Below are 23,552 nucleotides of genomic sequence, written 5' to 3' on the forward strand. Positions count from 1 at the left end.
CAAGACCGGTTTGCAGGTGTTTCAATCGGTAAACTGACAGTCGTGCTCTCAACATAACCGGACTGGCTTCAAAAATGAGTTAGGCGTGAGCCAACCAAGGCTCAGGGTGCTATATTCGAGCGGAGTCACTGATTCAGGTTCAACACTATGCTGCTTATTGGTAGCCGCAATAGAGAGTTGTTGCAACGCCTGTTCCGTCAGGCTCTGTCGGGCAATTTCGGCGTTAAAAAACGAGATGGCAATGACGGGAAGCAGGCCAACCAGCAGCAAAGTCAGCAAAAGACGTTTCTTGAGAGTCATCAATAGCCCTTCTTTTATATTGTTCTTATGTTAACCATCGGCTATCGGCTGGTTTTCTTTAGCCCAGAACACTTTATAAAAGAGGCGAATCTCGTTTAACCCATTAATATGGGAGGGGAAATAACTCCCCCTCCCACTCGATTCGGGGGCAACTGCGTTACCAGTAGATGCCCCGCATGATGGCGGCGAAAGCCACCTGCTCGCTGGACACCTTCGGCTTCTCCCCGGAACGGCTACCAGCGGCGGCCGGTGAATCCGGGAACATCCGGTAACCGGTGTTCATGACGATCTCGGCCATCTTGGGCGCCAGGGCATGAAGCACTTGGGCAGAGATACCCAAACGGGTAGCGATTCGCTTCGGCCGGTAGACGATGGCATCAGCAACCATGGTTGCAGCCTCGTCCGGCGTTAGCGTGGGGACAGAATCGTAGATCTTTGTTGGCGCAATCATCGGCGTTTTCACCAGAGGCATGTTAATGGTGGTGAACGTGACATTGCGATCCGACCATTCCGAAGCGGCGCAGCGGCTGAAGGCATCCAGCGCGGATTTGGAAGCCACGTAAGCCGAGAACCTGGGAGCGTTGGTCAACACACCGATGGACGAGATGTTGACCACGTGACCGCGGCGATTCTCAAGCATCTTGGGCGCAAAGCCCATGATCAGACGAACGGAACCAAAGTAGTTCAGTTGCATGGTGCGCTCGAAATCGTGGAAGCGGTCGAACGACAGATCCAGTGAACGGCGAATCGAGCGCCCGGCGTTGTTGACCAGCACGTCGACCTGGCCATGGTTATCCAACACGGTCTTCACGAACTCGTCGCAGGCATCCATATCGGAAAAATCGCAGGGATAGGCGTGTACGCTTGCGCCCCGGGACTCCAACTCTGCGGCCACCTCTTTCAGGCGCTCGAGTTTGCGGGCACCGATCACGAGGATCGCGCCGGCGTCTGCCAGTTTCTGGGCAGTTGCAAGGCCAATACCGGACGTAGCACCGGTCACCACGCAGACGCGACCTTCAACCGTGCCCTTGAGCGTGCGGTCCTTGAACAGGTCCGGATCCAGATTGCGCTCCCAGTAATCCCAGATCACCGGCGCGTAGTCCGGCAGGCGGGGCACTTCAATGCCGGTGCCTTTCAGAACGCGCTCGGTTTCGCGGGCGTCAAAACGGGTCGGGTAATTGATGAACGAAATCACGGATGGCGGAATGCCCATGTCATCAAGAATGGCCGACGTCAGACGCTTCACCGGTGGCAGGTTCTTCAAGCTCTGGCGAATGAATGGCGGAATAAAGCCGAACATGCGGGAATCGATCCGCATCCCCATCCGGGGTGCGTGACCAGCCTCGCTGAAGATGTTGAGAATTTCGCCAACCTTGTACGGATCGGTATCCACCAGGTGGAAGCACTTGCCGTCTTCACCCTCAAGGTGAGCAATGTGATCCATGGCGTTAACCACGAAATCCACCGGCACAATGTTCAGACGCCCACCCTCGACACCAATGGTCGGGACCCACTGGGGCAACGCGTGGCGGATTTTCTGAATCATCTTGAAGAAATAGTAGGGGCCATCCACCTTGTCCATTTCACCGGTAGCGGTATGCCCAATCACCATGCCCGGGCGGTAGATGCGGAAGGGAACCTTGCATTCCTCACGAACGACCTTTTCAGATTCGTGCTTGGTCCGCAGGTACGGATGATCCAGCTTCTCGGCTTCCTCGAACATGTCTTCGCGGAAGATTCCCTTGAACAGACCGGCAGCCGCAATGGAAGAAACGTGATGGAAGTGTTTGGCGCCCATCGCTTCTGCAGCATTCACCGCAGCGCGGGTGCCCTCGATATTGGTCGCCTGCTGGGCTTCTTCATCTGCGCCCATATCGTACACGGCGGCGAGGTGAAAAAAGTGGTCGATTTTCCCTTTCAGGGCTTTCATCGTCTTGGCGTCGATGCCCAAATTCTTGCTGGTCAGGTCGCCTATGACGGCCTTCACCTGGGTTTCATCCGCGCCCCAGCGCTCACGCAATTTGTCCAGCTTGTCCTGGGATTGTTCACGCACCAGTACGTGGACAGTGCCACCACGTGCCAGAAGCTTCTCCACCAGGAAACGGCCAATAAATCCGGTGCCACCCGTCAGGAAATAATTCATCAATCTTCCACCCTGCCTGTTGCTCTGTTGTTGTCTATCCATGCCGGCACCCATACGACTAAAGTCTTAGAGTTTTCAGGAAACGCCGGCATTGTACTTAATTGCAACCTTCATGTATCGAACTTTTTTAGAGCTTTTACTCTGTAAGCCTTTGTTTTGTATAGAGCTATTACTCTAAATTTCTGACCCGACAAGCGGGACATGCCTGTCCGGTTCGTCGACACAATGTTTTTGAGACTAGCACAGAAATTGCCCCGTGCATGCTCAATTTCCGGATTACCACAATGCAATGAAAGCGCCCGCCAGCAATGACATAATCGGGAACTTATCGCGCCTTTTGGCATCTCTTGTTTTCACAGGAACACCGACCTTCGGAACCCCTACTATGCAGAAAGACAATCCCAACGCGGAACGCTACATTTCGATTGCCCGGGCCTGCCTGAAGGCCATCAACGACACAGCCGATAACGCTGGTTCACGGGAAGAGAAAATTCAGGCGGTCTACGAGGCCATCGACAAGGCCTTCCAGGCCGAGTTCGCCGATTATCGCCAGTCCGTCGCCATCATGGCCACGGTTCTTGAGCGTATTGCCTCGGGCCAGCTGGACAGTGAGAAAGCCGCAGACCTGGCACGTAAAACACTTGACCAGCAGCCTGAAAGCACCCGCAACGCGCTGATGCACTGATTCGCAAACCTCTTCTCCGGATCCCAGAGGGCCTATGAACACACGTACCGTCAGGAAGAACTCCATGCAGAACCCGATCTCACGCCTGTTTTCCCTGCTCATACTTTTGCTGTTCAGTACCCTTGCTCTTTCTGCGCAGATTCCGGAGAAGAGCCCCAATGACGACAACCAATACCGGTTTATCGAACTGGACAACGGCCTGAAGGTCATTCTGGTGTCTGATGAGGATGCAGACAAAGCAGCGGCCTCAATGAACGTTGCTGTTGGTAGCGGAGATGATCCGGCGGAGCGCGAAGGCCTCTCCCACTTCCTCGAGCACATGCTGTTCCTTGGGACCGAGAAATACCCCGATCCTGGCGAGTACCAGCAGTTCATCAAGAGCCACGGTGGCCAGCACAACGCCTTCACCGCGTTCCAGGACACGAACTACTTCTTCGATGTTCAGGCCGAATTTCTGGAACCGGCACTGGATCGGTTCGCCCAGCAATTTTCCGCGCCCTTATTTACCGCCGAACTGGTGGATCGTGAGCGCAACGCTGTGCACTCGGAGTTCAGCGCCAAACAGAAAGACGATGGTCGACGCTTCTATTCCGTCAAGAAGGCCGTTAGCAATCCGGATCACGCCTTCAGTCACTTTGCCGTCGGAAACCTGAGCACCCTTGAGAATACGGAAGCAAATCCCCTTCGGCCGGACCTGATCGAGTTCTGGAAGCAGCATTACTCCTCGAACATCATGAGCCTGGCGGTTTACGGGCCCCAAACCCTGGACGAGCTGGAATCCATGGTGCGAGGGCGGTTCGATGCCATTGAAAACCGCAACCTTGAGACCAAGCGTCACGTCGCCAGCCTGTACCGCTCAGATGAGCTGCCAGCCAAGGTCACAGCAGAAGCACTGAAGGACGTTCGAAGCCTGTCGCTCACGTTCCCTATTCCGTCCCAGGAAGCGAACTACCGCACCAAACCCGCCAGCTACGTGGCCAACCTGCTCGGCCACGAGGGCCCAGGCAGCCTGTTCGACGTTCTGAAACGGGCCGGTCTGGCGGAAAGCCTTTCCGCAGGTCTGGGCATGGATACCGGCGAGAACGCCACCCTCGAAATCAGCATTTCCCTGACACCGGAAGGACTGGCTCGCCATGAGGACATCCTGCCGCTGGTATTCGATTACATCGAGAAGATTCGCCAGAAAGGTATCAGCGAGCAGCGTTTCCTGGAAATGCAGAACCTGGCTCGCATCGATTTTCGATTCCGCGAACAGGGTAACCCCCTGCACGAAGCCATGCGCCTTTCTCGTTACCTCCAGGACTATCCCGCCGAAGACGTTTTGCGGGCGCCCTGGCTGGTTGAGCGCTTCGCGCCGGAACAGTACCGCGACATTCTGGACAGGCTGACGCCGGACAACCTCCTTACTTTTGTTCTGGCACCGGAGCCTGAACTTGAAAATCCGAACCGAACCGACTGGTACGAAGCGGCGTGGGCCCGAAAACCACTCGACCCGGCAACACTGAGGACCCAGTTCCTGCCAGAACTCGCTGCCCAGCTGCGCCTGCCGCCGGAGAATCCATTTGTGCCGGAAGATCTGGCGATGGTGCCCGGAAAAACCATGGCGCAGCCGACACAACTGGCAACCATCGAGGGAATGGATGTCTGGTTTGCCCGGGATACCCGGTTTGATACCCCGAAAGCCAACGTGTTTGTGGGCCTTCGTACGCCTGCCACCCGAGCGTCGGCACGCAGCTACGTGCTCACTCAGCTGCTGGTGGACGCTATCAATGCCAATCTGAACGCCTGGGCTTACTCCGCCAGTCTTGCGGGCCTGGATTACAGCGTCTATCCGCATCTCAGGGGTATCACGGTCCGGGTCGGCGGTTACGACGACAAACTCCATACCCTGATGAACCGGATTCTGCTCCAGGTGGCTGCACCGGAACTGACCGAACAACGTTTCGAGATCGCGCGGCAGCAGCTGATTGACGGCCTGCAGAACAAGGCCAAGGATCGCCCCGTCGAACAGACCTCTGAGTTTATCCAGACGTCCCTCATCGAAGGCGCCTGGCCCACCGACGCCAAGCTGAGAGCCGCCCGGGAAGTTAGCTTCGAGGAACTGCAGTCCTTCTCTGAAGCCCTGGTGTCACAGGTTGACCCGGTTATGATGGCGCACGGAAACCTCACCGAGGCCTCGACTCTTAACCTCGCGCGGCAAATTGACGCCATTGTTCTGGGCAACAGCGAGCTGGTCCGGGTAGCACGAAGCCAGGTGCGCCAGCTGCCAGATAATGAAACCCTCGTCTCCATCGACGTGGACCATCCAGACACGGGCTATACCCTATACATGCAGGGAGACAACACCAGCTTTGAGGAACGGGCCCGATTCCGGCTGCTGGCCCAGATTATCAGCAGCCCGTTCTACGAAGAGATCCGAACCACCCGCCAGATGGGCTACATCGTTTACGCAACGCCTTTTGAAATGCTTGAAACACCGGCCTTGGGGTTTGTTGTGCAGTCACCTTCCGCTTCCCCGGCAGAGATTGACCAGGCGGTTCAGAAATTCTCCAACAGCTTTGAGGAAACCCTCTCCGCTTTGACAGCGGAACGCCTTGATCGGGAGAAACAGGCCGTTATCAGCAAGCTACTCGAGCGGGACCGGCAACTCGGCGAGATTTCCAGCCGCTACTGGCGTGAGATTGATCGGGGCATGGACACGTTTGATTCCCGCCAGCAGTTGGCCAACGCGATCAAGCAGGTCGGAAAACCACAATTGCTGGAAACCTTCAGAAAGGCCGTGCTGGAGCGCAAGCAGGCATTAGAAGTGGTTACAGGTGGGAATGGCCTGGAGGCAAACCGGGCGCTTGGCAGGCTCACCGAGCTGCCGCCGGTGCCCGCCAGCTAGAGTCCTCAAAGAGTGCGCAGAAAGCGCGCCCAGTCTTCGGGCTCGTCGACATCCCAACGGGGCTCCAGCAAACAATAGCTGAGCCCCGATGCTTTCAGGCGCTTACAGGTCTGGGCCAGAACCTCCGGCGTGCCCCAGGCAATGTCATCCAACATTCCCTCAGCCACTCGGGAGGCTCCAATCAAGACATAGCCGCCATCGTCTGAGGGCCCAAGCACAACGTCGTAGTCTTTCAGGAGCGCGACGGCGTTACGGGCGTAATCCGGATCGACCGAGGGGCAATCACTGCCCACCACCAATGCCCGGTCATAATCCTGAAGAGACAGGCTCAACGCTCGATACATCCGTTGGCCCAGCGTGCTGCCCTCCTGAACGCCTTGCATCAGGCCGGCGGCATCAAGCTCTTCAATGATAGAGGCCGCCTCGCCGGGCCGGTCATCCACCGGTCTATCCCACCAGAATTCCACCGGATAGCCGGTCGCACACAGGTTATCCAGCACAGCCAGCGTGAGCCGAACATGGGCTTCGAGAGCCCCGACCGCACCCAATTCGGGCATCAACCGGGTTTTAACCCGTCCGGCTTCCGGCCATTTGGCAAACTGGAGAAAAACCGCCGCAGGCGGATTACTTTGAGGCATTGCGCACATCCGATCGGTAAATTTGGGCCAGGGACTCCGGCGATTCACCACGCCAATACCGCCAGCGCAGCTGCCACATCAGAAAAATCGTTCGCCAGGCACCGTATTTCTGCCAACGGCGGCTATCGGTAACGACTGGCTCTTTTATACAGAAAGGATGGGACACCAGGCAAAGACGGCGTGAGAATTCGACATCTTCCATGAGCGGCATCGGGTGAAAACCACCCAGGGCGTCGAAAACATCCCGCCGTACGAACATGGCCTGATCACCGGTGCAGATGCCTGACAGGCGCGAGCGCTGGTTAATGAACCAGGCAATAACCCGGAAAAGCAGCCGCTCACCACTCAGCCGCACATCGAACCGCCCCCAGGCGCGACGGGAATGGACGAAACTTGCGAGATGCTCCAGAGCTTCTTCCGGCAGGCGCGTATCTGCGTGCAGAAACAACAGTAGATCGCCCTTTGCAACTGCCGCGCCGGCGTTCATCTGAAGCGCCCGGCCCTTCTCTGACACAACCACCCTGTCGCAAAGTGGCCGGGCCAGCTCAACGGTTCGATCGGTACTGCCACCATCAACGACAACCACCTCATGCCCCCGGTTACGGATCGGTTGCAGGGCGCGCAGGGTGTCGGTTACACCTGCCGCTTCCATCCACACGGGAACAATCACGCTTAGCGAGAAAGGATCTGGCAAAACACACTCCGTGACATTCTCTGAAACCGGACCGAACCTTGAGCCTCAGGTCTTAGCCCGCTATCATACCGCCCTTCTCGCGATAATGCCCCCGTAGCTCATCTGGATAGAGCGTCCCCCTCCTAAGGGGAAGGTAGCAGGTTCGAGTCCTGCCGGGGGTACCACCTCTCTTAACCCCGATTCTCGGTCCGTGATATTCAACCTGGCTCCAGGCGAGCTAAACTGCCCCTCCTTACCGACATCAGGACTTCTCAATGGCCCGCTTTACCGAAATCGGAACCGCAATGATCCCCGGCAAGGGAACCCGATTACGTCTTTTGCAACGCAATGATGAATTTTCCATCAAAATTGCCGGCACCACCGGAGAATTGATGAACAGCCGGATCCACGGCTCGGAGGATGCTCTTGCCACCCTGGCGTGCGAACGGATTGCCGATCAGCCTGCTCCCCGGGTTCTTATCGGCGGCCTGGGCATGGGGTTCACGCTGGCAGCAGCGCTGGCCGCTCTGGGCGACGATGCGCAGGTGACGGTAGCCGAGCTGGTTCCCGAAGTAGAAGCCTGGAATCGCGGGCCGCTGGGCTCTGCGGCGGGCAACCCGCTGAACGACCCGAGAGCGCAGGTTCACATTGGTGATGTGGCCGAATTACTCAGAAACAGCGACGGCGAATGGGATGCCATCCTTCTCGATGTCGACAACGGCCCGGAAGGCCTCACCCGCAAAGAAAACAACTGGATCTACTCACCGGATGGCATTGCGGCCGCCCAGAACGCCCTGCGACCTGATGGCATCCTTGCCTACTGGTCTGCCGGCCAGGAGCATTCCTTCACAGAGAGGCTGCGACGGGCAGGATTTTCTGTTGAGCCCGTTACTGTGAGGGCCTTGCGACCCGGCAAGGGTGCCCGCCACGTTATCTGGCTGGCGTGGTAATCATTCATCGGCTCTACCGGAATCTGTCCTGGCTCAATTTGAGATTATTCTTTTGTTATATACTTATTCCAAAGCCAAGAAGCCCGGGAGAGATTCAATGACCAAACCGACCATCACAACAGCCTTGCTATGCTCCTTGCTTTCCATGCCACTTCTCGCGCAACCCCAAGCAGATAGCCCGAAAGCAATGGTTGCCGAAGCACGTTCCCTGGTGAAAAGCTTCGGCGGCTCACTGAAGCAGGCGCTCCAGGCGGCCATCAAAGAAGGCGGCCTCACAAACGGTATTGGTGTTTGCAAGACTGTGGCACCGGAAATCGCCAGCAACAACAGCAGCGGCGGCTGGGTCATCAGTCGGACCAGTCTGAAAGTCCGGAACCCGGAAAACACCCCGACCGACTGGCAGGAGATCCAGCTGCTGGCCATGGACAGACAGCCGGTAAAGAACGGAAAACCGGTGGAGGTCTGGCAGGTCTCCGAAGCGTCCGGACAGCCGGCGTTCCAATATATGAGCGCCATCCCGACACAGAAACTTTGCCTTGGCTGTCACGGTAAGTCCATCGCCCCGGAGGTGAAGGCAAAACTGGCTGAACTCTATCCTGAAGACAAGGCGACCGGCTTCTCCGAGGGCGATTTGCGGGGCGCGTTCGTTGTTACGCGGGATGTTCCAGTAAACTGATGGCACTAGCCATTTCTTCAGCGATTGAGAACAGGTATGTCACTGAACTACAGAATCATTCCGGTCACGCCTTTCCAGCAGAACTGCTCACTGATCTGGTGCGAAAAGACGCGCCGGGCAGCCGTAGTCGATCCGGGCGGGGATCTGGAGAAGATTCGCGCCGCTGTGGCTGAGGAAGGCGTGACGGTCGAGAAAATTCTGCTTACCCATGCCCACATTGACCATGCCGGCGGAACTGCGGAGCTGTCCAAAGAGCTGGGTATTCCCATTGAGGGGCCGCAGAAGGAAGACAATTTCTGGATTGTTGGCCTGCCCCAGCAGGCGCAGATGTTCGGGTTTCCGGCCCCGGAAGTTTTCACCCCGGATCGCTGGCTGGAAGATGGGCAGCAGGTCACGGTGGGCAACCAGACTCTGGAGGTCCTTCACTGCCCCGGCCACACACCGGGGCATGTGGTTTTTTATCATAAGGAATCCGGTCTGGCGCTTGTGGGTGACGTGCTGTTCCATGGCTCCATCGGACGCACGGATTTTCCAAAGGGCGACCACGCAACACTGATTCGCTCTATCAGGGAACAGCTGTTCCCGCTCGGCGACGAGGTTGCGTTCATTCCCGGACACGGTCCGATGTCCACCTTTGGCCGGGAGCGAGCCACCAACCCCTTTGTTTCCGACCATCGGGGCTGAGCCTGTCGCCAGACCCACGCCGCCGTTCTAAAGGCGGCTTTCCTGATTCAGCCGGAACTGTTCGATGGTTTTCCTGAGATTCTCGGCCATGGCCAGAAGGTCTCCGGCAATTCTCGCTGTCTCCTTGGCATCCCCGGAGGTCTGCTCTGCCGAGCGACTGATTTCAATCACGTTGTGATTAATGGATTCGGAGACATCGCTCTGCTCGTTGGCAGCGCTCTCCATTTCCTGATTGAGGTTGGTGATCTCCCGCACAGCAGAGGCAATGGTTTGCAGTTCAGACTCTACGGTCAGAATGGCTGAAACCTGATGCTCTGCCATCTCAGAGGCATGGCGCATGGTGGCCACACAATCGACAACCTCTCCCTTCAGTCCGTTGATGGTGTTCCGGATTTCCTCCGTTGAATCCTGGGTTCTCGACGCCAGCGCACGCACCTCATCGGCCACCACAGAAAAACCGCGCCCCTGCTCTCCGGCACGGGCCGCCTCGATGGCGGCATTGAGCGCCAGCAGGTTGGTCTGGTCAGCGATATTGGAGATTACCTCCAGCATATCCGACATCTGGCTGGTACGTTGATCCAGCTGCTCAATGCGTTTTGCGCCACTCTGGACCTCGGTGTTCAATGCCTCGATGCTTTTTACTGCATTCCGGGCAAGGCTCTCACCCTTGCTCGCTGATTCCGCAGTATCTGCGGATTTTCGGGTGGTATGAATGGCATTTTCCCGGACCTGAACCGCAGATGCGGCCATCTCGGTAGTGGCGCTGGCCACCTGATCTGTGTTGTCACGCTGGGCAAGCACTTCCCTCTCTGTCGTGTCAGCCTTCCCCGCAATGCTTCTGGCCGCCTGTTCAACCTGTTCGGCGTTGTCCATGACGGTATTCATGCTCTCCCGTATCTTCGCCATCATCCGGTTGAACGCCCGGGACACGGAACCGATCTCGTCGTTGCGGGTAACCTCAAGCTCAATGGTCAGGTCAGAATTTCTGGAGATCTCGTCCATGCGGTCGTGGAGTCGCCGCAAACGGGAAAACACCAGTCGACTCAAAGCGGCGGCGGTCAGGAAAAACACCGCAGCAAAGATGGCTACCTGAATACCGCCACTGGTCAGCAGTTGCTGCTGCAAACGGGCATCGCTGTCAGCCATGGAATAGTCCACCCGAATGGCTCCAAGAACGTCTCCCTCACTGGCCTGATGACAGCCAAGACAGTTGACGCCCTGATAGTTCTCCATCGCGATCACGGGCTCGATCAGTGTGTAGACTCGCCCGTCCTCATTGCTGGAATAGGACTCCACCCGCTCACCGGCAAGCGCTTTCTTGTCCAAAGGTTCCCGCTTCTGTTCCGACGCGTTGCCGTTGCCGAAGATCCGGTTCAAATGGTCACTGCGAATCACCCGCACGTCCAGCACGTCTTCAGACGCCATCACCTTTTTCCGAAGCACATCCCGGTTACCGATGGTGCCGGTGACCATCATGGTATTCAGCCCATCGAAATAGGATTTTGCCAGTCCATCCACGTATTTGTGGCTGAACTCTTCAAGATGATCACGCTGTGAGTCTGCACTGTAGATTACGGTAAACACGAGCACCAGGGAGAAGGCAGCCGCCAAAGCGGCAAGTAAGAGAAAGCGGATGGAATACTGTTTTTTCATGGTAACCCGACACAGAGACCGCGCGGCATGCGGCCAGGACGTTGTTTTGACGTTTCGTGATGACAACTAACTGTCGCCAAACTTTATAGATATGCGTCAATTATTTCCTGACCCAGATCAGATCCGGGAAAAGTCGTTTACACATGAAGGAAGGAGGGAGCCCTCAGCCCGGGACTTCATCGAGTTGGCCTGAAAGCTGCAGAGCATGATGACAAGCATTCGTGATTCCCAACGCTGACTGTTCGGAAACCGCACTCCGGTTGACCGAAGGAGGAAACCCATCCATGTCCCTACTGACATCTCTGATCCGGGCGAGCACCCAGTTCCAGCAGGCCATGGAAAGGCGCCAGACGCCTTCAACAGGGCCGGAAGCCGCGCCCGGCAAAGCACAGGCAAAGGCCATGGAAACCGAGCCGACACCTGGCGATGACCGTTTTACACCCTCGGAGAACAACCAGTCTGACCTCTCACGGCTGAAAGCCCGCCGACTGGCCATGACCGACTACAAACAAACTGTGGGGCAGGATCTTGCCTTCGTTCGAGAAACACTGCGGCACAAACTTGCCGAATACAACCTGCACCCGGCAACCGCATTGAACGTGAGCAAAACGGAGAATGGCAGCGTTGCGGTGGAAGGGAAAATCGCAGACAACACTCGCATCCAGATTGAAAAAGACCTGAACGTAAACAAAAACTTCAAGGAAGCGTTCAATCGCCTCAGCGTTAACGAGCCAACGCTGCATTTCATGGACAATGCGCTCAAACTGAATCAGGCGTACGGGGTGAATAACCCGCTATTGGACACACTGATCAGCGAGAACCAGCAATTTAACGGCCTGCAGGACCTCGTGCACCGTTACGACACCATGCGCCGCTCAGTGAGTGCCGAGCAAATCGAAGCTGCAGGGAATAGCCGGGCGTACGCCTTTAATCTGAACGCCCGGGCATAAAGGAAAGACGGATCAGGAGAATCAGACCTCGAAAGGCGCCGGATCCCCCTTACCAACACGGGTAACCACCGGAGCCTCGCCGGTAAAGTCCACGACCGTGGTCGCTTCCATACCGCAGAATCCCCCGTCGATAATCAGATCCAGCTCATGCTCCAGGGTTTCCCGGATTTCATAAGGGTCTGTCATCGGATCGGTTTCGCCCGGCAGAATCAGAGTGCTACTCATGATGGGCTCACCAAGCTCGCCCAACAGCTCCTGAACAATGGCATTGTCCGGCACACGGACGCCTACTGACCGGCGTTTGGGATGAAGCAGCCGCCGGGGCACTTCACTGGTGGCATCCAGAATGAAAGTGTAGGGCCCGGGCGTGAAATTCTTCAGCAACCGGTACTGGGTGTTGTCCACCTTGGCATAGACCCCGATGTCCGAAAGATCCCGGCACACCAAGGTGAAGTTGTGCTTGTCATCCAGACGGCGAATCCGCTTGATCCGATCCGCCGCCTGCTTGTCACCCAGGTGACAGCCAATGGCATAGGCTGAATCCGTGGGATACACGATCACCCCGCCACGACGCAGAATATCCACCGCCTGATTGATCAGACGCTTCTGTGGCGTCTCCGGATGAATCTGGAAAAACTGACTCATGAACCCTCTCCCTGTGCGGTCCGCGTCGCCATCGCCGGATCTTTCTTCGACCCGCCCATACAATTCGGAGATTCCGGCGCCGACTGCCCCGTCGCCTCCCATTCTTCCGGTGAGTATAGATGCAACGCCAGCGCATGAACCGGCCCCGCCAGTTCCTCGGCAAGCACCTTGTAAATCGCCTGATGCCGCCGCACCCTCATCTGCCCCTCAAATTCCGGCGACACCAGGGTCACCTTGAAATGAGTTTCAGAATTAGGAGGCACACTGTGCTTGTGGCTCTCGTTCTCCACCTGAAGCACACGCGCATCGAAGGCGTCGTTCAGCTTGGTTTCAATTGCATTCTGGATCTTCATGTTTCGAGACTCCTACAGCTCAACCCTGATGGAAGAGGGCGAATGGCGAACGGTCAGAAGCGGGTGTGGAGATGGCTTTCCCAAAAGTGTGTGTTGCCAAGGATGGCAGCACCAAGCCCCCATGGATGGGTTCACGGCGTCTTTTGGGAAAGCCATCTTCACAGCCGCCTCCACCAACACCCTCAGTCTACTACACATACAGGACACACCCGAGAGCCTTGACACCATAAAGCCAAAGCGCCACATTCCCATCCCGATTCCAAAACACCCAAACCCCATGCACCTGTACATCGCCGAAAAACCAAGTCTCGGCCGCGCCATCGCCGCTGCCCTCCCTGGCCCTCACCAGAAAGGCCAGGGCTGGATACGCTGTGGCACTGGCGAAAATGCTGCCACCGTTAGCTGGTGCATCGGCCACCTGCTGGAACCGGCAGAACCTGCACGCTATAACCCCGCTTGGAAGAAATGGCGCCAGGAAGACCTGCCGATGTTTCCCGACAAATGGGAGGTCATGCCCAAGGACAGTGTTCAGCAACAATTAAAGGTGCTGGAATCGCTGATTCGCCAGGCCAAGACCATTATTCATGCTGGCGACCCGGATCGGGAAGGCCAGCTGCTGGTGGACGAAGTTATCCGCTATTTCGGTGCCAGCGCCCCGGTTCAACGGATACTGATCAACGATTTGACGCCAGCGGCCGTGGCCCGGGCGATCCAGAGCCCCAGGGACAACCGGGAATTCCGTCGGTTATCCCATTCCGCCCTGGCCAGACAACGCGCCGACTGGCTCTATGGCATCAACCTGACCCGATTTTATACCCTCAGTTATCAGCGGCAGGGTGAACAGGGGGTCTATTCCGTTGGCCGGGTACAGACTCCGGTACTTGGCCTTGTGGTTGAACGTGACAATACCATCGAACACTTCCAGCCCAAGCCCTATTACCGCATTGAAGCAAGGTTCAGGGCTCAGGAGGAAGAAGCCGACCAGCAAACCTTCACCGCCCGCTGGCAGCCCAACGAGCAGTTCCAGGATTACCTGGATGAAGAGAACCGCCTGCTCAACCGGGAAGTCGCTGAACAGATTGCCGACAGCGTTCGAAACCGACCCGGCACCATCACCGAGTCCCGCTTTCGGGATCGGTCGGAAGCGCCACCGCTGCCGTTTTCCCTGTCGGCCCTGCAAATTGAAGCAGGCCGGCTATTCCGCATGGGTGCCAAAGACGTCCTGGATACCGCCCAGAATCTTTACGAGCGCCACCAGCTCATCACCTACCCGCGATCAGATTGCCGGTTTTTACCGGAAGGCCACTACAGCCAGCGGGAGCAGGTGATAAGAGCCATTGCCCGAGTGGCACCGGATCTGGAGCAAGCCTGCAACGGCGCAGACCTTGGCCGCAGGACTTCCGCGTGGAACGACAAACAGGTCGACGCCCACCACGCTATTATCCCAACCAGCCGCCCGACGCCGAACGGCAAACTCAGTGACGCGGAAGAAAAAATCTACGGACTGATCAGCCGGTACTATCTGATGCAGTTCGCGCCCGATGCCGTGCACAGGGAGGGTAAGCTAACGGTACGAGTGTCAGAGCACGAATTCCGCGCGACGGAAACGGCCATCCTGGTGCCCGGCTGGAAAACGCTGGAACTGAAACTGCGAGAAGCTCGCAAGGAACCGGAGAAGGCACCGCTTCCCAGACTGGAAAAAGGCGAACCGGTATTCTGCGACGATAGCAACCTCAGCGAGCGCAAAACCCAGCCGCCCCAGCATTTCACCGACGCGACCCTGCTCTCGGCAATGACCAACATTGCCCGATTTGTAACCGATACCGAACTTCGCAAAACCCTACGCGAGACCGATGGCCTGGGCACCGAAGCAACCCGGGCTGCGATCATCGATACCTTATTCAAGCGCGATTACCTGTACCGCGACAGTCGGCATATCCGCGCCACCGACAAAGCCAAGGCGTTGATCAGTGCTTTGCCCGAATCGGTCAGCAAGCCGGATCGCACGGCCGTCTGGGAAGCCAACCTGGAGAGCATTCGCCGTGGCGAGGGCGACCCCAGAAAGTTTCTGGATACCCTCAAAGAGGAGATCCGCGGCTTTCTGGCCAGGCCCCAGGGCCGCCCGACCGTCGACTCGGAGAGCATCGGCACAACCTCGCCAGAGGCACAGCCCCACTGCCCCAAATGTCGCGCCCCGATGCTGGAGCGAGAGGGCAAATTCGGCCGCTTTTTTGCCTGCACCCGCTACCCGGATTGCCGGGGCACCCGACCGCTGGAAGAAGCCACGCCTCAGGATGGCACTGGCCAGAAACCCATTCCATGCCCCCACTGTTTCTCGCCCCTGGTGCGACGAAAAGGGAAAAAAGGCTGGTTCTGGGGCTGCAGTAATTTCCCCGGCTGCCGACAAACACTGGACGACGACAACGGAAAGCCTTCAGTCCGTTTACGCAAGTCTACATAACGATACTGAACGCAGATCCACATTTTGTGATAATTGATTGATATAGCAGAGTAGTCCATTGAAAGCTCTGCTCGATACCAGGCAAGAGAGCGACACTCCGGGAGAGGCTTAATGCGTATTGCTTTGCTTGAAGATGAAACCGAACAGGCACAGCACATCCAGTCAATTCTGTCTGAAAGCGGGCACCACTGCGACAGCTTCCCGACCGGCCAAAATTTCCTGAGCGCGGTTCTGCACCGCAGCTATGACCTCCTGATTCTGGATTGGCAGATTCCGGACATGACCGGCATTGATGTTCTCGAGAGCGTTCGCGCCCAGCTGAACTGGCCGATTCCAGTCGTGTTTCTCACCCAGCGGGACAGCGAGGCAGATATTGTTCGGGCTCTGGATGCCGGCGCCGACGATTACCTGGCCAAGCCGGCCCGTGCGGCGGAATTGGGCGCGCGCATCAATGCTCTGGCGAGACGCTCCAATCCTGACAGCGAAAAGGAAGTGCTTCGCTATGGTCCGTTCGAAATCAACACGCAGCAAAGGGTCATTGCACTCCATGGTGAAGAACTGACGCTGACCGACAAGGATTTCGATCTGACCCTGTTCCTGTTCCAGAACCAGGGCCGGCTGCTGACTCGGGAAATGCTGCTTGAGCGCGTCTGGGGTCTGGCGCGGGATATCAATACCCGTACCGTGGACACGCATATGAGCCGACTGCGCCGTCGTCTCGGCCTGAACCCGGAAAACGGCTTCCGCATCAAGACCATTTACCAGCGGGGCTACCGACTGGAGGCCATGAAGGCGCAGGACCAGGCCTTTGACGTCGACGAACCCGCCAGGGCAGCCAATGACTGACAGCCCGGCTCCGCGATTACCGGCACTGCTGCTGATCCTTTCACTGCTTGCCTGGGCTGCCCCCGCGGCTGCCGAGCTTTCGGTAACGCGCGGTTCAGCCGGGCATTCTGACGTTTCGTCGGCCAACCCGGTGCCCGAGTGGATCTACACCTTGCGGCCGGGAGAAAGCTTTTCGGAAGTGGCCAACGACCTGCTCGCACCCAATTATCCCGCGAGTCGCCTTCTGCAATACAACAAGATTGGCAACGGTGCCATTCTGGGTGCCGGCGACAGTGTGCGAATTCCCCTTGCCTGGCTAAAGCGCCAACCTCAGCCGGCGCGGGCGACATCGGTCACCGGAACCGTACAGCTGATTTCCGGAAATACCGGTCGGAAAACACCCCTGAGTGAAGACGCCCTCATCCGCGTTGGTGATGAAATTCTGTCCGCGTCCGGGACCGCCACCATTGAACTGGCGGACGGCTCGGAAGTAAGGATTTCTCCGAATTCTCGACTCATCTTCAATCGCCTGACCCAATACGGCAAAGCCGGCATGGTCGATACCAGACTCCGACTCGACAGGGGCGAGATCCACACCCGAGTGAAGCCGGTCATGGAGGGAGGCGCACGATTCGAGATTGAAACGCCTTCGGCCGTCGCCGCCGTGAGAGGTACCGCATTTTCACTCCAGACATCGGCAGAGGGCACTCGCCTGCAGGTAACCGAGGGCGACGTTGACTTCGGGGCCCCCGGCAAGACCCGCCGGATCCCTGCGGGTTTCGGAGCCAGCCTGTCCACCACTAACAATGACGGCCTGAGCATTCGCCGCCTACCGCCAGCGCCGGCGCTCGATCCACTGCCACCGAGACTGACCCAACTGCCCACCACCATGACCTGGCAGGAAAGTCGCGCCCCCATGCACCGGGTGGACATCTTCGAAAGCGACACAGGCCGCTGGGTAGAAAGCCGAAAACTGACAGGCAACAGCTTTGATATCGGGCAACTGGATAATGGCAGCTATGAGGTACACCTGGCGGCACTCGATACTCGCGGCACGGCGGGGATGCCACGCGTCGTCCCGCTGGAAGTCGATCTTCAGGCCAGGACTGCCAGCCTGGTTGCTCCGGAAGATGGGGGCACCGTCAACGACGATATGCCCGAGTTTCGCTGGCAGCTTAACGGCGACAATGAAGTGGCTCGGGTAGAGATAGCCGAAGATCAGGATTTCCGGAACCTGATCGCCACCAGCGAGTGGGCACCCGAAACGGCTGCCCTGCCCTCACGCCCGCTTGGGCCTGGCAAGTATTACTGGCGCGTGGTGACCGAAGCAGGCGGCAATTCAGTTGCTACAACGCAGCCGCGGGAGCTGGTGGTCAATGGCAGCCTGCCTCCGGTTCGGATCATCAGCGTGAACTACATCGACAGCCAGGTAAGGGTGTTCTGGGAGAAGGTAGACACGGCGGCAGAATACCGACTGCAACTCTCGGAGGAGCCGGGCTTCAACAATATCATCAAGGAGGCAACACTGCCTGATACCACGGCAGCCTTGCGTCTTATTCCCGGAAGGCGGTATTTTGTGCGCCTGAAAGCTCTTTCTGATGGTCCACTGCAAAGCCGTTGGGGACCAGGGAGGGAATTGTACCTGGAATAATCCGTTGATCGACCGAACCACACAGCAGGGCTCATGAACCGGGATTGGCTGCCAATTAAAACGACCCCCTGGACTCTGGGCCTGATACTGCTGGCACTGCTCCTGCTTATCCAGACAACCGAACTACCTCAACGCCTGGATTACTGGCTGTACGACCAAGCCATCACCTCGAATCCACTGGAAGCCTCGGACGAGGTGGTTCTGGTGACGATCGACGAGCTGAGCCTGAATCGCCTGGGCCGCTGGCCCTGGCCCCGTAATCTGCACGCTGAGCTCATTGCCAAGCTCAACGAGGCAGGCGCAAAAACCATTGTGTTCGATATTCTGTTCGCCGAACCGTCGCCAGACGACCAGCAACTGGCAGAACAGATGCGAAGTCACGGCAACGTTATTCTGCCAGTCTATCTGTCGCCTCCCACCTCCCAGTACCTGTTAAGCGAACAATTGCCGGTTGGAGTGCTGGCTTCAGCGGCCGCCGGTCTGGGCCATGCTCATGTGGAACTGGACAGCGACGGCGTTGCCCGGGGTCTTTATCTGTTTAATGGCCTCGGGAACCAGCTCTGGCCAAGCCTTGCGCTGGCCGCAAGCGGTGTTGGACCACAAAATCCGGAGACCGAGGATACGCCTTCCTATGTCAATATTCGGGATCAATACCGTGCTGTGCCCCTGATCGGTGGTGCCGGCTCTCTCCAGTCGTATTCTTTCTCACAGGTACTCACTCAGCCGGCCGCACCCGAACACTTCAGTGGCAAAACAGTCTTTGTCGGTGCCACAGCCGCCGGTTTTGGCGACATACTGCCCACGCCCTTCTCGGGGCTGAGCCGTCCGATGTCCGGCGTTGAATTCCACGCCAACGTGTTGTCGGCATACATGCAGGGATTGTTGATTAAACCCGCACCGGCGTGGGCGTCTGCCCTGCTGGCCATGACAACCATCCTGATACTCGCCCTCGCCCTGCCACCCATGCGCCCTGCGCGAACCCTTCTCGCCTGCGCGACGGCACTGGCGGGACTGGTCGGAATCTATCTGTTCGTGCTGCTGACGATGCGATGGTGGGTTCCCCTTGCAAACGCACTGCTGGTTCCACTCTTGGCCTTTCCTGTATCCAGCGGCCTTCGACTGGCCATGACCAACCGATTTTTGAACCGGCAACTGGACGAGCTGGCCAGAAGCCCCCAGGTCGCCCTGCCCGCACCCTCGGGAAGGAACCCGACACAACTTCTGGAGCACTTCCAGGCCCTGTTTCGCCCCACAGGGTGGCTTTTGATGGAGGAGAACGACATCCTCTCCGCACGTGGACTGTCACAGAGCGATATTCCGGATGACCTGACTCCGGGGCACTGGTTTCACGACAGCAATCGCAGCTGGATTCAGCTATTGCGAGCCGGCACCCGCTATCACCTGGGCCTGCTGTTACCCAATGATCTCGGGCGCGAGGCCATCCAGCGCTATCTGCGCAGGCTGCACCTTGAGCAAGCCGTACCGGCGGATTCTGCAGCCAGACCCAGTGAAAACATTTCTGCACGAATCGAGCGGGTCCGCATCGCCACGGATCGGTTGAACCACATGCAGCAGTTCATCCGGAGAAGTTTTGAGCGCATGCCCGACGGTATCATCGTGACCGACGAACTGGGGGTCATCCGTTTTGCCAACGGCCACATAGAGGAATGGTTCCGCGAGCCCATGCCGAGCCTGGCCGGCCTTCCCCTGGTAAAACTGCTGGAGGGACACGATCCGCGGGAAACGCCACCCTGGCATGAAACCGTTTCCGACACCCTGACCCTATTACAGAGCCGCACCGTAGACCTCAGGATTCGCGACAAAGATTTCCTGATTCATTTTGCACCGTTTTCGCTACCAGACAGCGACCAGCAAGGCATCATTGCCAATATTTCGGATATTTCGGAATTGCGGGAGCAGCAGCGCCAGCACCGCGAGGCAATCGACTTTATTTCCCATGACGTGCGCTCGCCTCTGGTTTCACAGCTTGCCCTGATCGAACAGTTGAAACGGGATCCCAGCCACATTGAACAGGAACAGCTGGAACAACTGGGGCGGCTGGCCCGGAGAAGCTATCACCTGGCCGAGGAATTCGTGCAGTTGGCCCGGGCGGAACAATTAACGGAAACCCGGTTCTACGAATGCGAATTTCTGGCGATCGTAGAGAACGCCCGTGACAGCGTCAGCGAGCAGGCTGTAGAGAAGCAGATACAACTCCAGTTACAGGGTACCGAGGATTTGTGGCTGAAAGGCAATGCAGAGCTTCTGGAGCGCGCCGTTATCAACCTGCTGACCAATGCCGTTCAATACAGCCCGCGTGGATCAGACGTCAGCATTCAGGTCTTCCGCGCTGGCCATCAGGCCTGTTTGACAATTGCCGATGAAGGTACCGGTATCGATCCGGAGGAACTGCCGCACCTGTTCGACCGTTACCGGCGTCAAAAAAGCACTGAGCTGGCCGGAGTCCACGGAACGGGGCTCGGACTATCCTTCGTCAAGACCGTTGTTGAAAAGCATAGAGGGGAAATTTCGGTGTCGTCGCAACCAGGCGAAGGCTCTGCGTTCACCCTCAAACTCCCGATTGCAGACCCGATGGCCTGAGACTTCATACTCCAGGCCCGGGGTTCTAGTCTCAGGAACGGATGGACTTGCTCACAACATCGGAGGGCTCACTGATCAGCCCGTTGGTATCCTGAACCTGGATGGTGAAATACCAGGTCCCTGCGTCCAGACCACTCACCTCGTAGGACATTTCCGCTTCGGCCTGAGCATTGGTGACAACCACCTCTTCGCTCAGCTCGTCAGCATCCTGACCGTACCGGATCACATATTTGTCGAGCTCACCCATCGGAATGCTCTCGCCGTTAACGCGAGTCAGGGGAGCGCTCCAGCTCAATACTGCGGAGCGCTCGGGAGATGGCTCTTGTCCTCCGGTGCCCCCGGAATCAACTTGACCGCCTGAACCAGCGGAATCTCCAGAATCGCCCGGCGAACCGACGCTAGCACTACCCGATGATCCACCCCCACAGCCTGTGAGAAGTGCTCCAAAAATAAACGCGGCGATCCATGCCTGTGACACTTTGATGACGCGTTTCATATGCATTAAGCACCAATAAATCGTCGACTTTGTTAAATTGTATAAAACGTGGACGATTATCGGTGTGACGGTGGTCATTTTCCTAATTACGAAAATGTCAATTTCCCGTCAGGGATTTGTAATAAAGCGGGGAAGTAATTGATCAGGCGGGAAGTCGCAAGGCGGTGACTGACATAAATGCACAAGTTGCCAGTGCCGCAGAAGAGCAAAGTTCGGTGACGGAACAGGTCAACCAACTTAAAAGCGCGATCGAGTTTTTCAAGCTGAACAAAACCCGTTCCAACAGCAATTATTAATTGGTTATTCTCTTGAAGGGATAAATCTGAAGAAGATATAGGCGTTCGCTGGTGCAAAGTGAAGCAACTCGCTCTAAAGGGGTAGTCCCAAACAAAAGACACCCACGGCAGACCCCCTACCTTGAAATGAGAGGAGACCATATTCAAGTGACAGAGCGTGTCTCTTTGCAAATCAGGTGTTCCCTACAACAACGCCAGCACCAACCCCTCTTCCCAACTGATCAGCACCAGCGTCAGAATGGTTGCCAGAAGGAACGGAAGCAAAGCCCGGAAAATAGCCATCGGGGATGCGCCGGTCATGGCGGAAGAAATATAAAGGCCCGCACCAACCGGTGGTGTAAGCAGGCCAAGAACCAGCGTCAGGCACACCACCACGCCGAACTGGTAGGCGCTAATGCCAAACTGGGCTTCCGCTATGGGCATGAGGATCGGCACGACCAATATCAGTGCGGCAATGCCATCGATCACCATGCCCACCAGCAGCAGGATACCCACGACCAGCATCAGAAACATGAATGGGTCTGTGGTTTGTGCGGCGATCCAGCTGGCCGCACTTTGGGGAATTTTTTCGAAGATGATCACCCAGCCGAATACACCCGCGGCAGCAATCAGCATGATGACCATGCCGGAATTGAAGGCGGTCCTTTTCAGAACGCCAAAAAGGTTTTTGTACTTGAGGTCTCGGTAGACGTATTTTCCAATCACCAGAGCACCCAGTGAGGCCAGCGCGGCTGACTCTGTGGGAGTGGCCAGCCCGGTGAGGATACCGCCGATGATGATCAGCGGAATAAGCGCCGCCGGAATGCCCATCAGGAAATAATGCTTGGCCTGCTGTCGCGTTGGCCAGCTGCCTTTCGGGTACTCATATCTGAGGCCGAGCAGGCTGATCGCGATAAAGAACAGAAAAGACATGACCAGCCCCGGAATGATGCCGGCGATGAACATATCCGCAATCGGAACCTGGGCCAGTACGCCAAACAGCACGAACAGCATGGACGGCGGGATAATGGGCGAGAGCAATCCCCCGGCAGCGGTTATGGCGGCGGCATAAGGCTTTTCGTAACCGTCCTTCTCCATGGCAGGCACCATGGCGCGGGACATCATGGCGATCTGTGAGGCAGCAGAGCCCATAATGGCCGCCATCATCATGTTGGCCACCAGGTTGATGTAAGCCATGCCTCCGCGAAACCCGCCCACCAGGATGCGCGCCAGGTTCACCAGCCGGCTGGTAAGGCCACCTTCATTCATCAATTCGCCGGCAAGCATGAACAGGGGTATCGCCAACAGTCCATAGCTCTGGATGGCGCCGAATAGCTGTTGCAGGTAGGAATCTAGCAGCACGGTATTACCCGAATCGTAGATATACCAGAGCGCCGTCAGCGCCAGGACCAGTGAGATCGGCACCGCAAGAAACAACAAAACGGCGAAGACAACCGCAGTCATGTCATACCCACGCTCTGTTCGGGAGCAGTCTCGGAACTGAGAAGATTGGCTAAACCATGAAGGGTCAAAGTGATCGACAGAATGGGCAGAATCATCCACACCCAGAACTTTTTGATGCCAAGGGTGCTGGTGTTTTCCGCGTACATGAAGTTGAAGGTTTCCGCCTGAAAGTTTTGCAGGTCGAACCCCACCTGATACAACGTGAACGGGTCGTACCAGCGCCAGCTGAGCCAGGCCAGAATACCGCCAAACAGAAGCACCATCAGGTCACTGAATTTCGCCAGTACCGTTCGGGTGCTACCTGTTACATACTCGGTCAGCAGATTGACAGCAACGCTTTCCCGACGTTTTAGCAGCACGGATGTCGCAAAGAAGGTCATCCAGATCATGCAGTAAATCGCCAGTTCATCCACCCAATAGATGGCGTAACCGGCAGACCGGGTAATAATATTCAATAGGATCAGCAGGGTCACCGCACCGGCAAGCGATGCGGCGATGACAGCTTCAATGCGTGCGACAAAATCCGAAACAGCTTTAAGCAT

General features: G+C 57.2%; 20 protein-coding genes and 1 tRNA gene. 11 read left to right on the forward strand and 10 right to left on the reverse strand.

What is annotated here, in order from left to right:
* Positions 1-48: 48 nt before the first annotated feature.
* Together AC13E3_RS00825 and AC13E3_RS00830 are read right to left on the reverse strand one after the other, a co-directional pair.
* On the reverse strand, positions 49-300 hold the full coding sequence (locus AC13E3_RS00825; RefSeq protein ID WP_482901603.1) for a hypothetical protein: 252 nt from the start codon (positions 298-300) through the stop codon (positions 49-51).
* 157 nt (positions 301-457) lie between these two features.
* A complete protein-coding gene (locus AC13E3_RS00830; RefSeq protein ID WP_482901604.1) occupies positions 458-2,443 on the reverse strand; it encodes an SDR family oxidoreductase in 1,986 nt (661 codons plus the stop codon).
* A gap of 385 nt (positions 2,444-2,828) precedes the next feature.
* Between AC13E3_RS00830 and AC13E3_RS00835 the strand changes: the two genes are divergently transcribed.
* Positions 2,829-3,128 (forward strand): hypothetical protein, encoded by a 300-nt coding sequence (locus AC13E3_RS00835; RefSeq protein ID WP_008171428.1) that lies wholly within the window; start codon positions 2,829-2,831, stop codon positions 3,126-3,128.
* Between the two features lie 64 nt (positions 3,129-3,192).
* A complete protein-coding gene (locus AC13E3_RS00840) occupies positions 3,193-6,015 on the forward strand; it encodes an insulinase family protein (protein WP_405421163.1) in 2,823 nt (940 codons plus the stop codon).
* A 5-nt stretch (positions 6,016-6,020) separates the two neighbouring features.
* On the opposite strand, the gene AC13E3_RS00845 is transcribed toward AC13E3_RS00840, so the two are convergent.
* The gene (locus tag AC13E3_RS00845) at positions 6,021-6,653 is read right to left on the reverse strand and encodes a TIGR04282 family arsenosugar biosynthesis glycosyltransferase (RefSeq protein WP_405419069.1); all 633 of its coding nucleotides are present in this window, start codon (positions 6,651-6,653) and stop codon (positions 6,021-6,023) included.
* The gene (locus AC13E3_RS00850) at positions 6,640-7,347 is read right to left on the reverse strand and encodes a TIGR04283 family arsenosugar biosynthesis glycosyltransferase (RefSeq protein ID WP_273155965.1); all 708 of its coding nucleotides are present in this window, start codon (positions 7,345-7,347) and stop codon (positions 6,640-6,642) included. Before AC13E3_RS00850 ends, AC13E3_RS00845 begins: the two co-directional genes overlap by 14 nt.
* An 87-nt stretch (positions 7,348-7,434) precedes the next feature.
* Here AC13E3_RS00850 and AC13E3_RS00855 point away from each other — a divergent pair.
* From AC13E3_RS00855 to AC13E3_RS00870, 4 genes are all read left to right on the forward strand, one after another.
* Positions 7,435-7,511, forward strand: a tRNA-Arg gene (locus AC13E3_RS00855).
* Between the two features lie 90 nt (positions 7,512-7,601).
* Positions 7,602-8,276: a spermidine synthase gene (locus tag AC13E3_RS00860; protein ID WP_053114849.1), complete on the forward strand. Its 675-nt coding sequence runs from the start codon at positions 7,602-7,604 to the stop codon at positions 8,274-8,276.
* A 97-nt stretch (positions 8,277-8,373) separates the two neighbouring features.
* Complete coding sequence (locus AC13E3_RS00865; protein WP_405419067.1) at positions 8,374-8,952, forward strand: Tll0287-like domain-containing protein; 579 nt, start codon at positions 8,374-8,376, stop codon at positions 8,950-8,952.
* Between the two features lie 36 nt (positions 8,953-8,988).
* Positions 8,989-9,636, forward strand: a complete 648-nt coding sequence (locus AC13E3_RS00870) for an MBL fold metallo-hydrolase (RefSeq protein ID WP_008171415.1) — start codon at positions 8,989-8,991, stop codon at positions 9,634-9,636.
* A gap of 27 nt (positions 9,637-9,663) precedes the next feature.
* Here the strand turns inward: AC13E3_RS00870 and AC13E3_RS00875 are convergent, their stop codons facing one another.
* Complete coding sequence (locus tag AC13E3_RS00875; protein ID WP_092033993.1) at positions 9,664-11,289, reverse strand: methyl-accepting chemotaxis protein; 1,626 nt, start codon at positions 11,287-11,289, stop codon at positions 9,664-9,666.
* 284 nt (positions 11,290-11,573) lie between these two features.
* On the opposite strand from AC13E3_RS00875, the gene AC13E3_RS00880 reads away from it, so the two are divergent.
* Positions 11,574-12,239 carry a hypothetical protein gene (locus AC13E3_RS00880; protein ID WP_008171411.1) on the forward strand — a complete coding sequence of 222 codons (666 nt, stop codon included), beginning with the start codon at positions 11,574-11,576 and terminating at the stop codon, positions 12,237-12,239.
* A 21-nt stretch (positions 12,240-12,260) separates the two neighbouring features.
* Here the strand turns inward: AC13E3_RS00880 and AC13E3_RS00885 are convergent, their stop codons facing one another.
* Together AC13E3_RS00885 and AC13E3_RS00890 are read right to left on the reverse strand one after the other, a co-directional pair.
* Complete coding sequence (locus AC13E3_RS00885; protein WP_008171409.1) at positions 12,261-12,884, reverse strand: L-threonylcarbamoyladenylate synthase; 624 nt, start codon at positions 12,882-12,884, stop codon at positions 12,261-12,263.
* A complete protein-coding gene (locus AC13E3_RS00890; protein ID WP_008171407.1) occupies positions 12,881-13,237 on the reverse strand; it encodes a BolA family protein in 357 nt (118 codons plus the stop codon). Before AC13E3_RS00890 ends, AC13E3_RS00885 begins: the two co-directional genes overlap by 4 nt.
* A 277-nt stretch (positions 13,238-13,514) precedes the next feature.
* On the opposite strand from AC13E3_RS00890, the gene AC13E3_RS00895 reads away from it, so the two are divergent.
* From AC13E3_RS00895 to AC13E3_RS00910, 4 genes are all read left to right on the forward strand, one after another.
* Positions 13,515-15,698 (forward strand): DNA topoisomerase III, encoded by a 2,184-nt coding sequence (locus AC13E3_RS00895; RefSeq protein WP_092034027.1) that lies wholly within the window; start codon positions 13,515-13,517, stop codon positions 15,696-15,698.
* Between the two features lie 111 nt (positions 15,699-15,809).
* A complete protein-coding gene (locus tag AC13E3_RS00900; protein ID WP_008171403.1) occupies positions 15,810-16,544 on the forward strand; it encodes a response regulator transcription factor in 735 nt (244 codons plus the stop codon).
* On the forward strand, positions 16,537-18,174 hold the full coding sequence (locus AC13E3_RS00905) for a FecR family protein (protein WP_008171400.1): 1,638 nt from the start codon (positions 16,537-16,539) through the stop codon (positions 18,172-18,174). The genes AC13E3_RS00900 and AC13E3_RS00905 overlap by 8 nt, the downstream gene beginning before the upstream one ends.
* Positions 18,175-18,207: 33 nt before the next feature.
* Positions 18,208-20,775 (forward strand): CHASE2 domain-containing protein, encoded by a 2,568-nt coding sequence (locus AC13E3_RS00910; RefSeq protein ID WP_273155959.1) that lies wholly within the window; start codon positions 18,208-18,210, stop codon positions 20,773-20,775.
* 31 nt (positions 20,776-20,806) lie between these two features.
* Here AC13E3_RS00910 and AC13E3_RS00915 read toward each other — a convergent pair whose 3' ends face one another.
* From AC13E3_RS00915 to AC13E3_RS00925, 3 genes are all read right to left on the reverse strand, one after another.
* The gene (locus tag AC13E3_RS00915) at positions 20,807-21,349 is read right to left on the reverse strand and encodes a fibronectin type III domain-containing protein (RefSeq protein WP_373274856.1); all 543 of its coding nucleotides are present in this window, start codon (positions 21,347-21,349) and stop codon (positions 20,807-20,809) included.
* A gap of 401 nt (positions 21,350-21,750) precedes the next feature.
* Positions 21,751-23,010 carry a TRAP transporter large permease gene (locus AC13E3_RS00920; protein WP_104270330.1) on the reverse strand — a complete coding sequence of 420 codons (1,260 nt, stop codon included), beginning with the start codon at positions 23,008-23,010 and terminating at the stop codon, positions 21,751-21,753.
* Positions 23,007-23,552: a TRAP transporter small permease gene (locus tag AC13E3_RS00925; RefSeq protein WP_104270329.1), complete on the reverse strand. Its 546-nt coding sequence runs from the start codon at positions 23,550-23,552 to the stop codon at positions 23,007-23,009. Before AC13E3_RS00925 ends, AC13E3_RS00920 begins: the two co-directional genes overlap by 4 nt.

The sequence above is a fragment of the Marinobacter sp. L-80 genome (assembly GCF_056859395.1).